19 protein-coding genes, 1 tRNA gene and 1 pseudogene are annotated in these 18,820 nt (G+C 66.5%); 15 read left to right on the forward strand and 6 right to left on the reverse strand.

Annotation, left to right across the window (positions count from 1 at the left end; all coding sequences use genetic code 11):
- The first annotated feature begins 62 nt into the window (after positions 1 to 62).
- The 6 genes and pseudogenes from DTA15_RS30545 (at position 63) to DTA15_RS30570 (ending at position 5,537) form a co-directional block, all read left to right on the forward strand.
- Positions 63 to 1,568: an RNA polymerase factor sigma-54 gene (locus tag DTA15_RS30545; protein WP_006483132.1), complete on the forward strand. Its 1,506-nt coding sequence runs from the start codon at positions 63 to 65 to the stop codon at positions 1,566 to 1,568.
- 158 nt (positions 1,569 to 1,726) lie between these two features.
- Positions 1,727 to 2,086: a ribosome hibernation-promoting factor, HPF/YfiA family gene (gene hpf / locus DTA15_RS30550; RefSeq protein WP_006477786.1), complete on the forward strand. Its 360-nt coding sequence runs from the start codon at positions 1,727 to 1,729 to the stop codon at positions 2,084 to 2,086.
- A gap of 195 nt (positions 2,087 to 2,281) precedes the next feature.
- Positions 2,282 to 2,794 (forward strand): annotated as a pseudogene (locus tag DTA15_RS30555) (PTS sugar transporter subunit IIA).
- Between the two features lie 129 nt (positions 2,795 to 2,923).
- Complete coding sequence (gene hprK, locus DTA15_RS30560; RefSeq protein ID WP_006483133.1) at positions 2,924 to 3,892, forward strand: HPr(Ser) kinase/phosphatase; 969 nt, start codon at positions 2,924 to 2,926, stop codon at positions 3,890 to 3,892.
- Positions 3,893 to 3,966: 74 nt separating this feature from the next.
- The gene (gene rapZ, locus DTA15_RS30565) at positions 3,967 to 4,875 is read left to right on the forward strand and encodes an RNase adapter RapZ (RefSeq protein WP_006483144.1); all 909 of its coding nucleotides are present in this window, start codon (positions 3,967 to 3,969) and stop codon (positions 4,873 to 4,875) included.
- Positions 4,876 to 4,901: 26 nt separating this feature from the next.
- Positions 4,902 to 5,537 (forward strand): LON peptidase substrate-binding domain-containing protein, encoded by a 636-nt coding sequence (locus tag DTA15_RS30570; protein ID WP_006483137.1) that lies wholly within the window; start codon positions 4,902 to 4,904, stop codon positions 5,535 to 5,537.
- A gap of 117 nt (positions 5,538 to 5,654) precedes the next feature.
- Here the strand turns inward: DTA15_RS30570 and mutY are convergent, their stop codons facing one another.
- Both mutY and mutM read right to left on the reverse strand, forming a co-directional pair.
- Complete coding sequence (gene mutY, locus DTA15_RS30575; protein ID WP_006483131.1) at positions 5,655 to 6,761, reverse strand: A/G-specific adenine glycosylase; 1,107 nt, start codon at positions 6,759 to 6,761, stop codon at positions 5,655 to 5,657.
- Between the two features lie 24 nt (positions 6,762 to 6,785).
- Positions 6,786 to 7,613, reverse strand: coding sequence for a bifunctional DNA-formamidopyrimidine glycosylase/DNA-(apurinic or apyrimidinic site) lyase (gene mutM / locus DTA15_RS30580; RefSeq protein ID WP_006483152.1), 828 nt, complete (start codon positions 7,611 to 7,613; stop codon positions 6,786 to 6,788).
- Between the two features lie 247 nt (positions 7,614 to 7,860).
- Here mutM and DTA15_RS30585 point away from each other — a divergent pair, with 247 nt between their 5' ends.
- The 8 genes from DTA15_RS30585 to hisC all read left to right on the forward strand — a co-directional run bounded on the left by DTA15_RS30585 (position 7,861) and on the right by hisC (position 15,023).
- Positions 7,861 to 9,684, forward strand: a complete 1,824-nt coding sequence (locus DTA15_RS30585; RefSeq protein WP_006483151.1) for a tetratricopeptide repeat protein — start codon at positions 7,861 to 7,863, stop codon at positions 9,682 to 9,684.
- The gene (lolB, locus tag DTA15_RS30590; protein WP_020979425.1) at positions 9,684 to 10,304 is read left to right on the forward strand and encodes a lipoprotein insertase outer membrane protein LolB; all 621 of its coding nucleotides are present in this window, start codon (positions 9,684 to 9,686) and stop codon (positions 10,302 to 10,304) included. The genes DTA15_RS30585 and lolB overlap by 1 nt, the downstream gene beginning before the upstream one ends.
- Positions 10,305 to 10,331: 27 nt before the next feature.
- Positions 10,332 to 11,213, forward strand: coding sequence for a 4-(cytidine 5'-diphospho)-2-C-methyl-D-erythritol kinase (gene ispE / locus DTA15_RS30595; protein WP_006483733.1), 882 nt, complete (start codon positions 10,332 to 10,334; stop codon positions 11,211 to 11,213).
- A 55-nt stretch (positions 11,214 to 11,268) separates the two neighbouring features.
- Positions 11,269 to 11,345: transfer RNA gene (locus tag DTA15_RS30600), tRNA-Gln, on the forward strand.
- 44 nt (positions 11,346 to 11,389) lie between these two features.
- Positions 11,390 to 12,352: a ribose-phosphate pyrophosphokinase gene (locus tag DTA15_RS30605; protein WP_006483739.1), complete on the forward strand. Its 963-nt coding sequence runs from the start codon at positions 11,390 to 11,392 to the stop codon at positions 12,350 to 12,352.
- A gap of 161 nt (positions 12,353 to 12,513) precedes the next feature.
- The gene (locus tag DTA15_RS30610; RefSeq protein ID WP_006483734.1) at positions 12,514 to 13,119 is read left to right on the forward strand and encodes a 50S ribosomal protein L25/general stress protein Ctc; all 606 of its coding nucleotides are present in this window, start codon (positions 12,514 to 12,516) and stop codon (positions 13,117 to 13,119) included.
- A 120-nt stretch (positions 13,120 to 13,239) separates the two neighbouring features.
- Positions 13,240 to 13,839, forward strand: a complete 600-nt coding sequence (gene pth / locus DTA15_RS30620) for an aminoacyl-tRNA hydrolase (RefSeq protein ID WP_006477776.1) — start codon at positions 13,240 to 13,242, stop codon at positions 13,837 to 13,839.
- A 116-nt stretch (positions 13,840 to 13,955) separates the two neighbouring features.
- Positions 13,956 to 15,023 (forward strand): histidinol-phosphate transaminase, encoded by a 1,068-nt coding sequence (gene hisC / locus DTA15_RS30625; RefSeq protein WP_006483731.1) that lies wholly within the window; start codon positions 13,956 to 13,958, stop codon positions 15,021 to 15,023.
- Between the two features lie 77 nt (positions 15,024 to 15,100).
- On the opposite strand, the gene DTA15_RS30630 is transcribed toward hisC, so the two are convergent.
- From DTA15_RS30630 to rsmD, 3 genes are all read right to left on the reverse strand, one after another.
- Complete coding sequence (locus DTA15_RS30630) at positions 15,101 to 15,367, reverse strand: YfhL family 4Fe-4S dicluster ferredoxin (protein ID WP_006483745.1); 267 nt, start codon at positions 15,365 to 15,367, stop codon at positions 15,101 to 15,103.
- A gap of 59 nt (positions 15,368 to 15,426) precedes the next feature.
- On the reverse strand, positions 15,427 to 15,924 hold the full coding sequence (coaD, locus tag DTA15_RS30635; protein ID WP_006477773.1) for a pantetheine-phosphate adenylyltransferase: 498 nt from the start codon (positions 15,922 to 15,924) through the stop codon (positions 15,427 to 15,429).
- A 111-nt stretch (positions 15,925 to 16,035) separates the two neighbouring features.
- Positions 16,036 to 16,650, reverse strand: coding sequence for a 16S rRNA (guanine(966)-N(2))-methyltransferase RsmD (gene rsmD / locus DTA15_RS30640; protein ID WP_006483748.1), 615 nt, complete (start codon positions 16,648 to 16,650; stop codon positions 16,036 to 16,038).
- Positions 16,651 to 16,866: 216 nt separating this feature from the next.
- Between rsmD and ftsY the strand changes: the two genes are divergently transcribed.
- Complete coding sequence (gene ftsY, locus DTA15_RS30645) at positions 16,867 to 18,027, forward strand: signal recognition particle-docking protein FtsY (RefSeq protein ID WP_006483736.1); 1,161 nt, start codon at positions 16,867 to 16,869, stop codon at positions 18,025 to 18,027.
- Between the two features lie 85 nt (positions 18,028 to 18,112).
- Here the strand turns inward: ftsY and maiA are convergent, their stop codons facing one another.
- Complete coding sequence (maiA, locus tag DTA15_RS30650) at positions 18,113 to 18,757, reverse strand: maleylacetoacetate isomerase (protein ID WP_006499022.1); 645 nt, start codon at positions 18,755 to 18,757, stop codon at positions 18,113 to 18,115.
- Between the last annotated feature and the right edge of the window lie 63 nt (positions 18,758 to 18,820).

The raw sequence follows: 18,820 nt of genomic DNA on the forward strand, positions 1-18,820 counted from the left end.
AATCGCGGATGGCTCAATGCGCCTGGGTCGTGGCAAACTGCCGGTATGACTCCCTCCTTGCCATGAAAGCCAGCCTTCAACTCCGCCTGTCGCAACATCTTGCGCTGACGCCTCAGCTGCAGCAGTCGATCCGGCTCCTGCAGTTGTCGACGCTCGAACTGCAGCAGGAAGTCGCGATGGCCGTCGCGCAGAACCCGCTGCTCGAGAACGACGACGAATGGATCGCGAGCCCGCTGCGCGTCGCGGCGGACGGATCGCTGATCGCGCAGACGCCGCCCGCACAGAACACCGAGCCCGCCGCGACCAACGGCAGCAGCCCGTCCAGCGATCGCGCGGAGCGCGACGAACCGGCCGGCGCCGACGAATACGACGGTTACGGGTCCGGCGACGGCAACGACGGCCCGCAGTGGAACCTCGACGAATACGGCCGCTCGAGCGGCGCGTCCGACGACGACGACCTGCCGCCGCTGCAGGTGCAGGAAGCCGCGACGTCGCTGCGCGACCACCTCGCCGCGCAGTTGCGCGTCACGCAGGCCGGCCCGCGCGATCGCGCGCTCGTGATGTTCCTGATCGAATCGCTCGACGACGACGGCTACCTGACCGCCACGCTCGACGAAGTGCTCGCCGACCTGCCGCCCGAACTGGAAATCGACTGCGACGAACTCAACGCGGCGCTCGCGCTGCTGCACAGCTTCGACCCGGCCGGTGTCGGCGCGCGCTCGGCGTCCGAATGCCTGAAGCTGCAGCTGCTGCGTCTCGATCCGTCCCCGACGCGCACGCTCGCGCTCGAGATCGTGTCGCAGCACCTTGAACTGCTCGCCGCACGCGACTTCACACGGTTGCGCAAGCACCTGAAGGCGAGCGACGACGCGCTGCGCGACGCGCACGCACTGATCCGCTCGCTGGAGCCGTTCCCCGGCGCCGCATACGGCAAGGCCGAGGCCGACTACGTCGTGCCCGACATCATCGTGAAGAAGGCCGGCCAGGGCTGGCTCGCGGAGCTCAATCCGGAAGTCGTGCCGCGCCTGCGGATCAACAACCTGTACGCGAACATCCTGCGCAACAGCCGCGGCGATCCGTCGGCCGGATCGCTGAAACAGCAGCTCCAGGAAGCGCGCTGGCTGATCAAGAATATCCAGCAGCGATTCGACACGATCCTGCGTGTCGCGCAGGCTATTGTCGAGCGTCAGAAGAATTTCTTTGCGCACGGTGAAATTGCCATGCGCCCCTTGGTTTTGCGGGAAATAGCTGATACGCTGGGCCTACACGAGTCGACTGTCAGCCGTGTGACAACCGGGAAGTACATGCTGACCCCGTTCGGGACGCTTGAATTTAAGTACTTCTTCGGATCTCACGTCTCGACCGACACCGGTGGCGCCGCCTCGTCGACCGCCATCCGAGCCCTCATCAAGCAACTGATAGGAGCTGAAGACCCAAAATCGCCACTTTCGGACAGCCGCATTGCCGAGCTGCTGGCAGAACAGGGTTTCGTGGTCGCGCGCCGCACGGTTGCGAAATATCGCGAAGCCCTCAAGATCCCGGCAGTGAATCTGCGCAAGTCTCTTTAAGCCTGCTGCCTGCCCGGCGGCAGGCGTGTCCCGGCCACCGCGCACACGGGGAACAGGCCGGACGATCTGTCCGCGATACGCCGCTTCGTGCGGCACGGGCAAGTCGACCGGAGCGCCGCCTCGATGCGGCCGGGTGGCCACTCGCTTGGAGAAGCACTATGAACCTGAAGATCAGTGGACATCATCTCGAAGTCACGCCTGCGATTCGCGAATACGTGATCACCAAGCTGGACCGGGTGCTACGGCATAGCGATCAGGTGATCGATGGCACTGTGATCCTCTCGGTCGACAACCACAAGGAAAAGGACAAGCAGCAGCGCGCGGAAATCAACCTGCACCTGAAGGGCAAGGACATCTTCGTCGAAAGCGCGAACGGCAACCTGTATGCCGCGATCGATCTGCTGATCGACAAGCTGGATCGCCAGGTCGTCAAGCACATGGAGCGCCTGCAAACGCACGCGCACGACCCGATCAAGCTTCAGCCGTCGATCGACCAGATCGAGCTGCCGCCGCAATAACCGTCACCGCAACACGCACGCCGCCCGGTTCGCCGGGCGTTTTTTTTGTGACTCCGCGCGAAGGTGCAACCGGTCCGTCCGTGCTGCGCCACGCACGCGGCTGTGCTCTATAATGTTCCGGTTATCGCCGGGGGGCGTTGGATGCGGTAGCTGCGCTGCAGGTTGCCGATGCCACATGCCTTGATATCGCCGAACATGGAAAATCAGTCCGCCGCCGCAAGGAGACCCCAGGCCGCCCAATCGCCTGCCAACATGAATCGCCTAGCCAAAATCCTGCCCATAGAGAACGTCGTCATCGACCTCTCCGTCACCAGCAAGAAACGCGTCTTCGAACAAGCCGGGCTGATGTTCGAGAATCAGAACGGCATCGCCCGCAGCACCGTCACGGACAACCTGTTCGCGCGCTAGCGCCTCGGTTCGACCGGGCTCGGCGAAGGTGTCGCGATTCCGCACGGCCGCATCAAGGGCCTCAAGCACCCGCTCGCCGCGTTCGTCCGCCTCGCCGATGCGATCCCGTTCGAAGCGCCCGACGGCCAGCCGGTCGGCCTCCTGATCTTCCTGCTCGTTCCCGAGCAAGCCACCCAGCAGCACCTCGAGATCCTGTCGGAAATCGCGCAACTGCTGTCCGATCGCGACGCCCGCGAGCGTCTGCACAACGAAACGGATATCGCCGAGTTGCATCGCCTGCTCACTCAGTGGCAACCTTGAGTTGTTCCGGGCGGAATATTTCCCCGTACGAGGCGGCCCACGCCGCCGTCCAGGGCCGCCCGGCGCCGGCCCGGCATGGCGACGTCCGTCGCCGCGCGCCCGCACCGGCCCATTGGAGTGACGAGAGTCATGGATACGTCCAGCATCAACGCCCAGAGCATCTTCGACGACAACGCAGCCACGCTGAAACTGAGCTGGCTGACGGGGCATGAAGGCTGGGAACGCGGCTTTTCGGCCGACACGGTCGGCAACGCCACGTCGAGCGCCGACCTCGTCGGCCACCTGAACCTGATCCACCCGAACCGGATCCAGGTGCTCGGCGAAGCCGAAATCGACTACTACCAGCGCCAGACCGACGAAGACCGCTCGCGCCACATGGCCGAGCTGATCGCGCTCGAACCGCCGTTCCTCGTCGTCGCCGGCGGCGCCGCGGCGCCGCCCGAACTGGTGCTGCGCTGCACGCGCTCGTCCACTCCGTTGTTCACGACGCCGATGTCGGCCGCCGCGGTGATCGACAGCCTGCGGCTCTACATGTCGCGCATCCTCGCGCCGCGCGCGACGCTGCACGGCGTGTTCCTCGACATCCTCGGGATGGGCGTGCTGCTGACCGGCGATTCGGGCCTCGGCAAGAGCGAGCTCGGCCTCGAGCTGATCAGCCGCGGCCACGGCCTCGTCGCCGACGACGCGGTCGATTTCGTCCGTCTTGGCCCCGATTTCGTCGAAGGGCGCTGCCCGCCGTTGCTGCAGAACCTGCTCGAAGTGCGCGGCCTCGGCCTGCTCGACATCAAGACGATCTTCGGCGAAACCGCCGTGCGGCGGAAAATGAAGCTGAAGCTGATCGTTCAGCTCGTGCGGCGCCCCGACGGCGAATTCCAGCGCCTGCCGCTCGAAAGCCAGACCGTCGACGTGCTCGGCTTGCCGATCAGCAAGGTCACGATCCAGGTCGCGGCCGGCCGCAACCTCGCGGTGCTCGTCGAGGCGGCCGTCCGGAACACGATCCTGCAGTTGCGCGGAATCGACACGTTGCGCGATTTCATGGATCGGCAACGACTCGCGATGCAAGATCCCGACAGTCAGTTCCCCGGCAAACTCGTGTAACCCGCACGCGCCGGCCGCGCAACGCCGACGCGTCGAGCCGGTGCTATGATGAAATGTCAGGATTCTCCGTTCCCATGCGCATCGTCCTCATCACCGGCATCTCCGGCTCAGGCAAGTCCGTCGCGCTGAACGCGCTCGAAGACGCAGGCTATTACTGCGTCGACAACCTGCCGCCGCACGTGCTCCCCGAACTCGCCCGCTACCTTGCCCAGGACGGCCAGCGCCGGCTTGCGGTCGCGATCGACGCGCGCTCGAGCGCGTCGCTCGACGAGATGCCCGGCCTGATCCGCGAGCTGTCCCGCGAACACGACGTGCGCGTGCTGTTCCTCAACGCGAGCACCCAGGCGCTGATCCAGCGCTTCTCCGAAACGCGCCGCCGCCATCCGCTGTCCGGCTCGCTGTCGCACGATGCGGATGTCGGCCTGCTGTCGTCGCTCGAGGAAGCGATCGAGCGCGAGCGCGAACTCGTCGCGCCGCTCGCCGAATTCGGCCACCAGATCGATACCAGCACGCTGCGCGCGAACGCGCTGCGCACCTGGGTCAAGCGCTTCATCGAGCAGAAGAACAACGATCTGATGGTGATGTTCGAATCGTTCGGCTTCAAGCGCGGCGTGCCGCTCGACGCCGACCTGATGTTCGACGTGCGCGCGCTGCCGAATCCGTACTACGACCACCAGTTGCGCCCGCTCACCGGGCTCGACCAGCCGGTCATCGCCTTTCTCGACGCACTGCCGATCGTCCATCAGATGATCGACGACATCCATGCGTTCCTGATGAAATGGCTGCCGCACTTCCGCGATGACAACCGCAGCTACCTGACCGTCGCCATCGGCTGCACGGGCGGCCAGCATCGCTCGGTGTTCATCGCGGAAACGCTCGCCGCGCGCCTGGCGCGCGAGGCGAACGTGATCGTGCGGCATCGTGACGCGCCAGTGGATGTCGACGCGTCGTCGCGGCTCGTCTCCGAGGTCGACCGACCCTAGCGACACCCGCCCAACGCCCGCGCGCCATGTCCTCCCTATCGACCACCCTGATCGACCTGCCGTTGTTTCCGCTGCACACGGTGCTGTTTCCCGGAGGCCTGCTCCCGCTCAAGGTGTTCGAGGCGCGCTATCTCGACATGTCCCGCACGTGCCTGCGCGACGACGCCCCGTTCGGCGTGTGCCTGCTCAAGAGCGGACCCGAAGTCGCGCAGGACGGCGCGGTGTCGGTGCCCGAAACCATCGGCTGCATGGCGCGCATCACCGAGTGCGATACCGGCGAATTCGGGATGCTGTATCTGCAGGCGATCGGCACGCAGCGTTTCGAGCTGCTGTCGTATCGCGTCGAAGGCAACGGGCTGCTGGTCGGCATCGCGGAGCCGCTGCCCGACGACATCCCGCTCGAAGGCGAACAGGCGCTCGCGCAGTTCGGTTCGTGCGCCGAGGTGCTCGAGCGCATCATCGACGCGTTGAAGAAATCCGATCCGGAAAAAATGCCGTTCGGCGAACCGTTCCGCCTCGACGATCCGAGCTGGGTATCGAACCGCCTCGCGGAATTGCTGCCGCTCGACCTGCGCGCGCGACAGAAGCTGATGGAGTTTCCGGACGTCGGTGCGCGCATCGACGCCGTACACCACGTGCTCGACCGGCACGGCTGGCTATAAGGCCGGCTTGATTATCGCGGCTGATTCGTCGCGCATCGCACGTCCGAAAGCCTTTCCCACGCGCAGTGGGCCGCCGCCCTGTCGAACGCCGCCCGCGCCGCGCCTTTCCCCGGTTCGTTACAGCAGCGGCCCGCTCAGCGCATCGAGCAGCTTGCGCACGGGCGCCGGCACGCCGTACGCGTCGAGCCGGCTCAGCGGCACCCATGCGGTGTCCGCGTCCCGCGCCTGCGACGGCAGGCCGACGCCGTCCGCCAGATCGCTCAGCCGCGGCTCGATCTCGAGCCGGAAATGCGTGAACGTATGCGTGAGCGGCGCGAGCGGCACCGTGCGACCGCCACCGAAACCGCGCGCGAGATCCGCGAGCGCGGCATCGCCGTCCGCTTGCGGCAGGCTCCATAGTCCGCCCCAGATGCCGGTCGGCGGCCGGCGCTCGAGCAGCACGGCGTCGCCATCGCGCAGCACGAGCATCCAGGTCTTGCGCGTCGGCACGGCCTTCTTCGGCCGTGCGGCCGGCAGTTCGCGCTGGCGGCCGGTCGATTGCGCGACGCAGTCGCCCGCGAACGGACAGCGCGCGCAATCGGGCTTGCCGCGCACGCACAGCGTCGCGCCCAGATCCATCAGCCCCTGCGTATACGCGCTCACGTCGGCCGCGTTCGCGGCATCGGGCAGCAGCGATTCGGCGAGCGCCCACATGTCGTTCTCGACACGCTTCTCGCCCGGAAAGCCCTCGACGCCGAATACCCGCGCAAGCACGCGCTTCACGTTGCCGTCGAGGATCGTCGCGCGCGCACCGTACGCAAACGACGCGATCGCGGCGGCCGTCGAGCGGCCGATGCCCGGCAGTTCGGCCAGCGCGTCGGGCGTCGCCGGAAACGCGCCGCCGTGCTCGGCGACGACGACCTGCGCGCAGCGGTGCAGGTTGCGCGCGCGCGAGTAGTAGCCAAGGCCCGCCCACAGCGCCATCACGTCGTCGCTCGGCGCGGCCGCGAGCGCGGCGACGTCCGGGTAGCGATCGAGAAAGCGCGTGTAATACGGAATGACGGTCGATACCTGCGTCTGCTGCAGCATGATTTCCGACAGCCAGATCCGGTACGGATCGCGGGTGTTCTGCCACGGCAGGTCATGGCGGCCGTGCGCGCGCTGCCACGCGACGAGACGCGTGGCGAACGTGCGGTGCAGCGGCGTGGCGGGGAACGGAGCGGGGGCGATGCGGGGCGGCTTCAAGTTATCGAATTGTGGAAAAGGGTTTCAACGCTGGCACGTCGGGCAGTAATAGGTCGACCGCTGGCCCTGCACGATCTGGCGAATCGGCGTGCCACATACGCGGCACGGCTGGCCGGCGCGATCGTAGACGAAACAGTCGAGCTGGAAGTAGCCGCTTTCGCCGTTGCTGCCGACGAAATCGCGCAATGTACTGCCGCCGCGCTCGATCGCGTCCGCGAGCGTCGCGCGCACCGCGTCGGCCAGCCGCTCGTAGCGCGGCAGCGAAACCTTGCCGGCAGCCGTCGTCGGCCGGATGCCGGCGCGAAACAGGCTCTCCGACGCGTAGATGTTGCCGACGCCGACGACCATGTCGCCCGCGAGCAGCGCCTGCTTGACCGACACCGTGCGGCCCCGCGTGCGCGCATGCAGCAGCGCGCCGGTGAACGCCGGCGAAAACGGCTCGACGCCGAGGCTCGCGAGGAGCGGATGCGCATGCACGTCGCCGGCTTCGCGCGGGTGCCACAGCACGGCGCCGAAGCGGCGCGGATCGCGGAACCGCAGCACGAATTCGTCGAAGATCCAGTCGATGTGGTCGTGCTTCGCGGCGACCGGCACGCCGGCCGCGGGCAGCACGCGCAGCGTGCCCGTCATCCCGAGGTGGACGATGAACCAGCCCGCATCGACCTCGAACAGCAGATATTTGCCGCGGCGCTCGACGGCGAGCACCTCGCGCGCGCGCAACTGCTCGGCGAGCCCCGCCGGCACGGGCCAGCGCAGCATCGCGGTACGGACGTCGACACGCTCGACGCGGCGGCCCGCGACAAAGGGCTCGATGCCCCGGCGCGTGACTTCGACTTCTGGCAACTCTGGCATGTTTTGCGGGTCTGAGGCTACGGTCTGCTTACAGAAAGAATGCGCATGCGGCGCCACGAGAACGGCCGTTCTCGCGACGACCCCGAATTAAACACGGGAATGCCCGAAATCGCCCGGCCTGGCAGCACGCGAGGCGGGCGATTTCGGGCATTCGCATGTGGGTTCCACAGGTAAACGGACCCTATCACGATCGTGCGTGTATTGTAGCGAGCGCGTTACAATCGGTTGAAACATCGAACGGATTTCCATGACCCTGCCCTCGAAGCTGCTTCAGAAGCGCCCCGCCGCCGTGCGCGGCGCGCGCGCCTTCCCGGTCCGCCGTGCACTCGGTGCCGCGCTGTTTGCCGCCTGGACCCTCACCGCCTTTCCGGCCCACGCGCAGGATCCGGCCTCGGACGACGCGGAGCCGCAGGGTGCGTTCGAGCATGTGATGCCGGACGAGCAGAAAAATCTCCCCGCTGTGCCGCTGACGAGCCAGATCGTCTATCAGGTGCTCGCCGCCGAGGTCGCGCTTCAGCGCAACCAGCCGGCGCCGGCCTACCAGACCTACCTCGCGCTGGCCCGCGACACGCGCGACCCGCGCATGGCGCAGCGCGCGACCGAAATCGCGCTCGGCGCGCAGAGCCCGGCCGACGCGCTGTCCGCCGCGAATCTGTGGCGCCAGTACGCACCGGATTCGAACCGGGCATCGCAGGTCGACGCCGCGCTGCTGGTGCTCGCCGGCAAGCCGGCCGATGCGCAGCCGATGCTCGCGCGCGAGCTGGCCCGCGCGACCGGCGACACGCGCGGTCCGGCGATCCTCGCACTGCAGGCGCTGCTGGTACGCGGCCCCGACCGCGTCGGCGGCCTCGCGGTGCTGAAGGACATGCTGAAGAACGACATGAATCGCCCCGAGGCGCAGCTCGCGATCGCGCGGCAGCAGCTCGCGGTCGACGACAAGGACGGCGCCGCGCAATCGCTGAAGCAGGCGCTGCAGATCCGCCCCGACTACCTGCCGGCGGCGCTGATGCTGTCGCAGATGGGGCCGGCGGAACGCGCGGCGGGCATCGCGTCGTTCGAGAAATATGTTCAGCAGAATCCGAAGTCCCGCGACGCGCGGCTCGCACTGTCGCAGCTCTATCTCGCCGACGACCGCCTCGATGACGCGCAGAAGCAGTTCGAGACGATGCGCAAGCTCGACTCGAAGGATCCGACGCCGCTGATGGCGCTCGCGCTGATCAAGATCCAGCAGAAGAAACTCGACGAGGCGACCGGCTACCTGAAGCAGTACGTCCAGCTCGGCGACAAGCAGCCGAACCTCGACGTCGGCCAAGGCTACATCTACCTCGCGCAGATCGCGATCGACCAGAACAACGACGCGCAGGCGTCGCAATGGCTCGACAAGGTCGACCAGACGAGCCAGCACTACCTGCCCGCGCAGATCACGCGCGCACAGCTGCTGCAGAAACAGGGCAAGACCGACGAGGCGCGCAAGGTGCTCGACAACCTGCCGATCACGGATCCGCGCGACGCGGCCGTGGTGGCGCGCACCGATGCGTCGATCCTGTTCACCGCGAAGCGCTATCCGGAAGCGGAGGCGCGGCTCGGGCAGGCCGTCCAGGACTTCCCGGACGATCCCGACCTGCGCTACGACTACGCGATGGCGGCCGAAAAGACCGGCCACTACGCGACGATGGAAAAGCAGTTGCGCGAACTGATCCGCACGCAGCCCGACAACCCGCAGGCCTACAACGCGCTCGGCTATTCGCTCGCCGATCGCAACCAGCGCCTGCCCGAGGCCAGCAAGCTGATCGACAAGGCGATGGCGCTCGCGCCGAACGACGCGTACATCATGGACAGCCTCGGCTGGGTGAAGTACCGGATGGGCGACACGGCCGGCGCGACGAAAGTGCTGCAACGCGCGTACGAATTGCAGCCGAACGCCGAAATCGGCGCGCATCTCGGCGAAGTGCTGTGGAAGAGCGGCGCGCAGGACGACGCGCGCAACGCGTGGCGCGCCGCGCAGAAGCTCGAGCCCGACAATGAAACGCTCGTGCAGACGCTGAAACGCCTGCAGATCAACGGCCTCTGATGCGGATGTTCCCGATGTTTTCCCTGTCCTTCCGCACGCAGCGCACGCTGGCCGCGGCCGGCGCGGCGCTCGCGCTCGCCGGCTGCGCGAGCACGCCGCCGCCGGCCGGCACGTCGACGGGCGCCGCACTGCAGACGGCCGCGACGCATGCGTACCATGGCCGCTTCGCGGTGCGGTACGACGATCGGCTCGGCAACCCGCAGAACGTGTACGGCAACTTCGACTGGCAGGAGCACGGCGACGACGTGTCGCTCGAGCTGCGCAGCCCGCTCGGCCAGACGCTCGCGGTCGTGAAATCGACGCCGCGCGCGGCGTCGCTCGAATTGCCGAACCGTCCGACCCAATATGCGCCCGACGTCGGCGACCTGATGCAGAAAACGCTCGGCTTCGAGCTGCCGCTCGCGGGCCTGCGCTACTGGCTGCTGCCGACCGTTGCCCCCGCGACGCCGGCGGAAACCGTGCGCGACCCGGCCGACGGCACGCGCGTCAAGCAGATCCGTCAGGACGGCTGGACGATCGACTACCTTGCCTACGCGGATGCCCCGGCCACGGGCGTCAAACGCGTCAACCTCGTGCGCGCGACGCCGCCGCTCGACATCAAGCTCGTGCTCGATCAGTGAGCACGCGCGCCTAGCCCCGATACCCGCATGACCGATTCGACCCGCTCGCTGCGCAACTGTCTGGCGCCCGCGAAACTCAACCTGTTCCTGCACATCACCGGCCGTCGTCCGAACGGCTATCACGATCTGCAGAGCGTATTCCAGCTGCTGAACTGGGGCGACACGCTGCACTTCACGCTGCGCGACGACGGCCGCGTCGCACGCGTCACCGACGTGCCCGGCGTGCCCGAGGAAAGCGACCTCGTCGTGCGCGCGGCCAACCTGCTGAAAACGCATACGGGCACCGCGCACGGCGTCGACATCGAGATCGACAAGATCCTGCCGATGGGCGCCGGCCTCGGCGGCGGCAGCTCCGACGCGGCGACGACGCTGCTCGCGCTGAACCGCCTGTGGCAACTCGATTTGCCGCGCGCCGAACTTCAATCGCTCGCGGTCAAACTCGGCGCCGACGTGCCGTTTTTTATTTTTGGAAAAAATGCGTTCGCAGAGGGTATCGGAGAAGAATTAGCTGAGGTACAATTGCCGACTCGCTGGTTCTTGGTTGTGACGCCACGCGTTCATGTCCCGACCGCTGAAATATTTTCAGATGAGTTGTTGACAAGAGATACGAAGCCCGTCACAATTGCTGACTTTCTTGCACAGCAAACCAGCGATGCGGGATGGCCAGATAGCTTCGGCCGGAACGATATGCAGGAAGTTGTAACAAGGAAGTACGCGGAAGTTGCGCAGGTGGTCAAATGGTTGTATGATGTGACCCCCGCGAGGATGACCGGCTCCGGAGCAAGCGTGTTTGCAGCGTTTCACAGCAAGCACGAGGCAGAAGCGGCGAAAGCCAAACTGCCCGCCAGTTGGAATGGCGCAGTTGCCGAGAGTCTGAACGAGCATCCGCTCTTCACTTTCGCGTCATGAAGTTTTACTTTGCCGAACGGCCTACACGAGTTCGGTGAAGTTATCAGTTAAGTGTAGGGGAGTCGCCAAGTTGGTCAAGGCACCGGATTTTGATTCCGGCATGCGAGGGTTCGAGTCCTTCCTCCCCTGCCAAAAATTTTCCCGCATTTCCCGCCCAAGCCTGAAGCAGGTGCACGATGAGCAGCCACAGCCATGATGGCCTGATGGTCTTTACTGGCAACGCGAATCCCGCGCTCGCCCAGGAAGTCGTCAATATCCTTGGTATCCCCCTCGGCAAAGCAATGGTCAGCCGTTTCTCCGACGGCGAGATCCAGGTCGAGATCCAGGAAAACGTGCGCGGCAAGGACGTCTTCGTCCTGCAATCCACGTGCGCACCGACGAACGACAACCTGATGGAACTGATGATCATGGTCGATGCGCTCAAGCGCGCATCCGCTGGCCGGATCACTGCTGCCATCCCCTACTTCGGCTATGCCCGTCAGGATCGCCGCCCGCGTTCGGCGCGCGTCGCGATCTCGGCGAAGGTCATCGCGAACATGCTGGAAATCGCCGGCGTCGAGCGGATCATCACGATGGATCTGCACGCCGACCAGATTCAAGGCTTCTTCGACATCCCGGTCGACAACATCTACGCCACGCCGATCCTGCTGGGCGACCTGCGCAAGCAGAACTACTCGGATCTGCTCGTCGTGTCGCCGGACGTCGGCGGCGTCGTGCGTGCCCGTGCACTCGCGAAGCAGCTCAACTGCGATCTCGCGATCATCGACAAGCGTCGTCCGAAGGCGAACGTCGCCGAAGTGATGAACATCATCGGTGAAGTCGAAGGCCGCACCTGCGTGATCATGGACGACATGGTCGATACGGCCGGCACGCTGTGCAAGGCCGCGCAAGTGCTGAAGGACCGCGGTGCGAAGCAGGTGTTCGCGTACGCGACGCATCCGGTGCTGTCCGGCGGCGCCGCCGATCGCATCGCCGCGTCGGCACTCGACGAGCTCGTCGTCACCGATACGATTCCGCTGTCGGCCGAATCGCTGGCCTGCTCGAAGATCCGCTCGCTGACGAGCGCGAGCCTGCTGGCCGAAACGTTCTCGCGGATTCGCCGCGGCGATTCGGTGATGTCGCTGTTCGCGGAATCCTGATCGCGAATCGACTGAACAAAGCATGCGCAGAAAGCGAAGCGGCGACGCTTCGCTTTTTGCACAATCGGACGGGATAGACGAAACCCCGGCCGTTTCATCGGGGGCCACCAGTTGATGGCCCCGTTTTACTGCCTGGTCGCGGGCAGCCATTGGAGAATCACATGAAAGTCGTCGCTTTCGAGCGCCAACAGCAAGGTACGGGTGCGAGCCGCCGCCTGCGCAACGCCGGTAAGACCACGGGTATCGTTTACGGTGGCGAAGCAGCCCCGCAAAAGATCGAACTCGATCACAACGCCCTGTGGCACGCCCTGAAGAAGGAAGCTTTCCACTCGTCGATCCTCGACCTCGAAGTGGCCGGCCAGTCGCAACAGGTTCTGCTGCGCGACGTGCAATACCACCCGTTCAAGCAACTGGTGCTGCACGTGGACTTCCAGCGCGTCGACGCGAAGAAGAAGCTGCACACGAAGGTGCCGCTGCACTTCCTGAACGCTGAAGTCAGCCCGGCCGTGAAGCTGTCGAGCGCGATCGTTTCGCACGTCGCGACGGAAATCGAAGTCGAGTGCCTGCCGGCTGCCCTGCCGGAGTTCCTCGAAGTCGACCTGTCGAAGATCGAAGCCGGTCAGTCGCTGCACGCGAAGGACATCGCACTGCCGAAGGGCGTGACGCTGGTCGCGCACGTCGACGCGGAAAACCCGGTTGTCGCCTCGGCGACGGTCCCGGCTGGCGCCGTGTCGGACGCAGCAGAAGGCGAAACGCCGGCTGCCTAAGCGGCTGCGTACGCGCCCCCTCGATCCGTTTCACGAAACGGTCGACGCAACCCGCCGCGGCTTGCCCGGCGGGTTTTTCTTTTTCTGCGCCCAGGCGGCCGTTGCCGCCTTCGAAACGTCATGATCAAACTGATCGTCGGCCTCGGCAATCCCGGGGCGGAATATACCGCGACGCGCCACAACGCCGGCTTCTGGCTGATCGACCAGCTCGCCCGCGAAGCCGGCACGACGCTGCGCGACGAACGCCGCTTCCACGGCTTCTATGCGAAAGCGCGCCTGCATGGCGAGGAAGTCCATCTGCTCGAGCCGCAGACCTACATGAACCGCTCCGGCCAGTCGGTCGTCGCGCTCGCGCAATTCTTCAAGATCCTGCCCGACCAGATCCTCGTCGCGCACGACGAGCTCGACCTGCCGCCCGGCACCGTGAAGCTGAAGCTCGGCGGCGGCAGCGGCGGCCACAACGGCCTCAAGGACATCACCGCGCACCTGTCGTCGCAGCAATACTGGCGGCTGCGGATCGGCATCGGCCATCCGCGCGACCTGATTCCGGAAAGCGCGCGCGCCGGCGCGAAGCCCGACGTCGCGAACTTCGTGCTGAAGCCGCCGCGCCGCGAGGAGCAGGACGTGATCGACGCATCGATCGAACGCGCGCTCGCCGTGATGCCGATGGTCGTCAAGGGCGAACTCGACCGCGCGACGATGCAGCTGCATCGCAACTGACGCCCGTCGCACCCGCCTGGTGCATCGGCCGTCCGGCGCAACCGGGCGGCCTCGTCCGCCCCACCGCGACGCGCACATGCGGTAATCTCGACGTTTTGCCCGACAGGAGCCAAGCGGTGAGCCGTTACTGGAGCGACGTCGTTCAGCAACTCGTGCCTTACGTGCCGGGCGAACAGCCCGCGCTTGCGCACCCCGTCAAGCTGAACACCAACGAGAATCCCTATCCGCCGTCGCCGCGCGTCGTCGCGGCGATCGCCCGCGAACTCGGCGACACCGGCGACACGCTGCGCCGCTATCCGGACCCGGTCGCGCGCGCGCTGCGCGAGACGGTCGCGGCCCATCACCGCATCAAGCCCGAACAGGTGTTCGTCGGCAACGGCTCCGACGAGGTGCTCGCGCACACGTTCCAGGCGCTGCTCAAGCACGACCGGCCGCTGCGCTTCCCCGACATCACGTACAGCTTCTATCCGACCTACGCGCGCCTGTACGGCGTCGAGACCACGGTCGTGCCGCTCGCGGACGATTTCTCGATCCGTGTCGACGACTATCTCGACGACGCCGGCGGCGTGCTGTTTCCAAACCCGAATGCACCGACCGGGCGCGCGCTGCCGCTCGCGGACGTCGAGCGGATCGCGGCCGCGAATCCGTCGTCGGTCGTCGTGATCGACGAAGCGTACGTCGATTTCGGCGCGCAGTCGGCCATTACGCTGATCGATCGCCATCCGAATCTGCTCGTCGTGCATACGACGTCGAAGGCGCGCTCGCTCGCGGGCATGCGCGTCGGCTTCGCGTTCGGCGATGCGGCGCTGATCGACGCGTTGAACCGCGTAAAGGACAGCTTCAACTCGTATCCGCTCGACCGGCTCGCGCAGGTCGCCGCGCAGGCCGCGTACGAAGACACCGACTATTTCAACGCCACCTGCCGGCGCGTGATCGACAGCCGGGCGCGGCTCACGCAGGCGCTCGACGCACTCGGCTTCGAGATCGTGCCGTCGGCCGCGAATTTCGTGTTCGCGCGCCATCCCGCGCACGATGCGGGCGCGATCGCGGCGAAGCTGAAGGAACGGGAAATTTTCGTGCGGCACTTCCGGCTGCCGCGGATCGACCAGCATCTGCGCATCACCGTCGGCACCGATGCCGAATGCGACGCGCTCGTCGCGGCGTTGCGCGAGCTGCTGGCCTGATACGGAAGAACCGGCGCCGAATGGCGCCGGGCTGAAAGCGCGACGCGCGCGCCACTCAAGCGCGCGTCAGCGCCGGATCACGACGCGTCGCCGCCCTTCACGGCGATCAGCGTGTGGTACTTCTCCATCAATTGCGCATGCGATTCGTCATGCTGCGGATCGCGCGGAATGCATTCGACCGGACACACCTGCTGGCACTGCGGTTCGTCGAAATGGCCGACGCACTCGGTGCACTTGTTCGGGTCGATCACGTAGATGTCCGGGCCCATCGAAATCGCGCCGTTCGGGCACTCGGGCTCGCACACGTCGCAATTGATGCACTCGTCGGTAATCATCAAAGCCATACTGATCTCACTTCTTCAGGCCGGCGGCCGGCTTCGCAACGAAACCGGCCGGCGCCGCATCACGCGGCAGGGCCTCCCATCGCGGTGACCTTCTCGGTCAGCCATTTCTCGACGGACGGAAACACGAATTTGCTGACATCGCCGCCCAATTGCGCGATTTCGCGCACGATCGTCCCCGAGATGAACTGGTACTGGTCGGACGGCGTCATGAACATCGTCTCGACGTCGGGCAGCAGATAGCGGTTCATCCCCGCCATCTGGAACTCATATTCGAAATCGGACACCGCGCGCAGCCCGCGCACGATCACGCGCGCATTGTTCACGCGGACGAAATCCTTCAGGAGGCCGGTGAAACTCATCACCTTCACGTTCGGGTAATGGCCGAGCACCTCGTTCGCAATCGTCAGACGTTCCTCGAGCGAGAAAAACGGCTTTTTCGCGCGGCTGTCGGCAACGCCCACCACCAGCGTATCAAAAATGCTCGACGCACGCCGCACGAGGTCTTCGTGCCCGCGCGTCAGCGGATCGAACGTACCGGGATACACGGCGACTACCATGTCGCTCCTCCTGTCATCACGCAAACGGGATGGCAGCCGTGCGATGCACGCGCCGCTGCCGAGATGGGCATGCGTCGCCTTTGCGGCGCGCCGCCTCGTATGGAACGCGCATTATTCATCATTTTCGCGCCGCAGCAAATGATAGTGAACCGCACCGGCCTTGCCGTGCTTCACCACCTGCCAGCCTGCGAGCGCGTCGTGCGCGGCCGGATCGAGTTCCGCCCCCGTTTCGACGTACAACGCGCCACCCGCCGCGACGAGCGGCGCCGACAGCGCGATCGCACGCTCGAGCGCGGCCAGGTCGTCGAACGGCGGATCGAGGAACACGACGTCGAACGCGCCCGGCGTCAGGCCGGCCGCGAGCCGCAGCGCATCGGCTTCGGCGATCTCGACCGAACGGGCGCCGAGCTTGTCCTTGATCGCCCGCAACTGCTGCGCGGCGCGCGGATGACGCTCGACCATCACGACGCTCGCCGCGCCGCGCGACGCGGCCTCGAAGCCGAGCGCGCCGGTGCCCGCGAACAGGTCGAGGCAGCGGCGGCCTTCGAGATCCTGGCCGAGCCAGTTGAACAGCGTCTCGCGCACGCGATCGGGGGTCGGGCGCAAGCCGTCGAGATCGAGCACCGCGAGCGGCGTGCGTTTCCAGTCGCCGCCGATGATGCGGATCGTGTGCGGCTTGCCGCGGCCGGGAGAGGCCGCGGGGCGGCCGGAAGAGGAACGGGACATACGGGATATCGACAACGGAGGGACCGGGCACGCGCAGGGGCGCGCCGCCAAACAGGCGCACGTTACCACAGCGGCGACGCGCACTGACGCGAGCGCCACGCCGCACTGATAAAATGCACGGTTTCGGCCGCCGTGCGCCGCGCCCGCGCGAACGCAGAACGGCCCGTCCGGCGCCCCGCTCCCGGCGGCGGCCCGCCCTCTTCCCGACGTCAGACCATGTTCAGTTTCTTCAAACGATTCAAGAAAACGCAGGAGCCCGATCCGGCGGAATCGCAATCGGCCGACGCGCAGCAAGCGGACGAAGCGTCCGACGCCGACGCGCCCGTGCTCGACGCGCCGCCCGCGGCCAGCGTGCCGCCAGCGCCCGCGCAACCGGCTGCGCCGGCCGTCGTGATGACCGTCACGCCGACCAACGACGGCCGCGACGAAGTCGTCGAGACGGTCGAGATCGTGCCGCCGCCGCTGCAGGACGCGTCCGCGAAGAAGTCGTGGCTCGCGCGCCTGAAGACGGGGCTCGCGAAGACGGGCTCGAGCATCACCGGCGTCTTCGTCAACACGAAGATCGACGAGGATCTGTACGAGGAGCTCGAAACCGCGCTGCTGATGTCCGACGCGGGCGTCGACGCGACCGAATACCTGCTCGGCGCGCTGCGCGAAAAGGTGCGCGCGGGCCGGCTGACCGATCCGCAGCAGGTGAAGGCTGCGCTGCACGACCTGCTCGTCGAGCTGCTGACGCCGCTCGAGAAATCGCTGATGCTCGGCCGCGCGCAGCCGCTCGTGATGATGATCACCGGCGTGAACGGCGCAGGCAAGACGACCAGCATCGGCAAGCTCGCGAAGCACCTGCAGAGCTTCGACCAGTCGGTGCTGCTGGCTGCCGGCGACACGTTCCGCGCGGCCGCGCGCGAACAGCTGGCGGTCTGGGGCGAGCGCAACAACGTGACGGTCGTGCAGCAGGAGAGCGGCGATCCGGCCGCGGTGATCTTCGACGCGGTCAGCGCCGCGCGCGCGCGCAAGATCGACGTGATGATGGCCGACACGGCCGGCCGCCTGCCGACGCAGCTGCATCTGATGGAGGAGCTGAAGAAGGTGAAGCGCGTGATCGCGAAGGCGCACGACGGCGCGCCGCACGAAGTGCTGCTGGTGATCGACGCGAACACCGGCCAGAACGCGCTCACGCAGGTGAAGGCCTTCGACGACGCGCTGGGCCTGACCGGCCTGATCGTCACGAAGCTCGACGGCACCGCGAAGGGCGGGATTCTCGCCGCGATCGCGCGGCAACGGCCGGTGCCCGTCTACTTCATCGGCGTCGGCGAGAAGGTCGAGGACCTGCAGCCGTTCAGCGCGGTGGAATTCGCGGACGCGCTGCTCGGCTGAACGCCGCCGGCCTGCATCGCACGGGGCGCCTTCGGGCGCCCTTTTTCATGCGCGCCCGATCATGCTCGCCACGGGCGCGCCGCGCTCATTCCGCGTCGGGCTGCGCGCCCGGCTCGGCGGCCTTGAACGCGTCGATCGTCGCCGCATGGTCGACGATCCGCTGGATCGTCGGGAAGCGCGTCGTGTCGATCGAGAAGCGGTTCGCGTTGAACACCTGCGGCACGAGGCACACGTCGGCGAGCGTCGGCGTGTCGCCGAAGCACAGCTTGCCGGTGCGCGGGTCGTTCGCGAGACGCGCCTCGAGCGTTTCGAAGCCCGCCTCGATCCAGTGCCGGTACCACGCGTTCTTTGCGTCCTCGGGCACCTTCAGCGTGTGCTTCAGGTACTTGAGCACGCGCAGGTTGTTGAGCGGGTGGATTTCGCACGCGATCTGCAGCGCGACCGCGCGCACGTACGCACGATCGACCGGCTGCTTCGGCAGGAGCGCGGGCTCGGGATGGGTTTCGTCGAGATATTCGATGATCGCGAGCGACTGCTGCAGCGTCGCGTCGCCATCGATCAGCGTCGGCACGACCGCATCCGGATTCAGCGCGCGGTACGCGTCCTTCAGTTGCTCGCCGCCATCGCGCAGCATGTGCACGGGCGCATAGTCGAACGGCAACTGCTTGAGGTTCAGGGCGATCCGCACGCGGTACGACGCGGAACTGCGGAAATAGCTGTAGAGCTTCATGGGATGTCTCTCGTAGTCGTATTCGGTCGGCAGCGGCACGGGCGCGGCGCAGCCGGTGCGCGC

The sequence above is a fragment of the Burkholderia cenocepacia genome (assembly GCF_900446215.1).
Classification (GTDB): Bacteria; Pseudomonadota; Gammaproteobacteria; order Burkholderiales; family Burkholderiaceae; genus Burkholderia; species Burkholderia cenocepacia.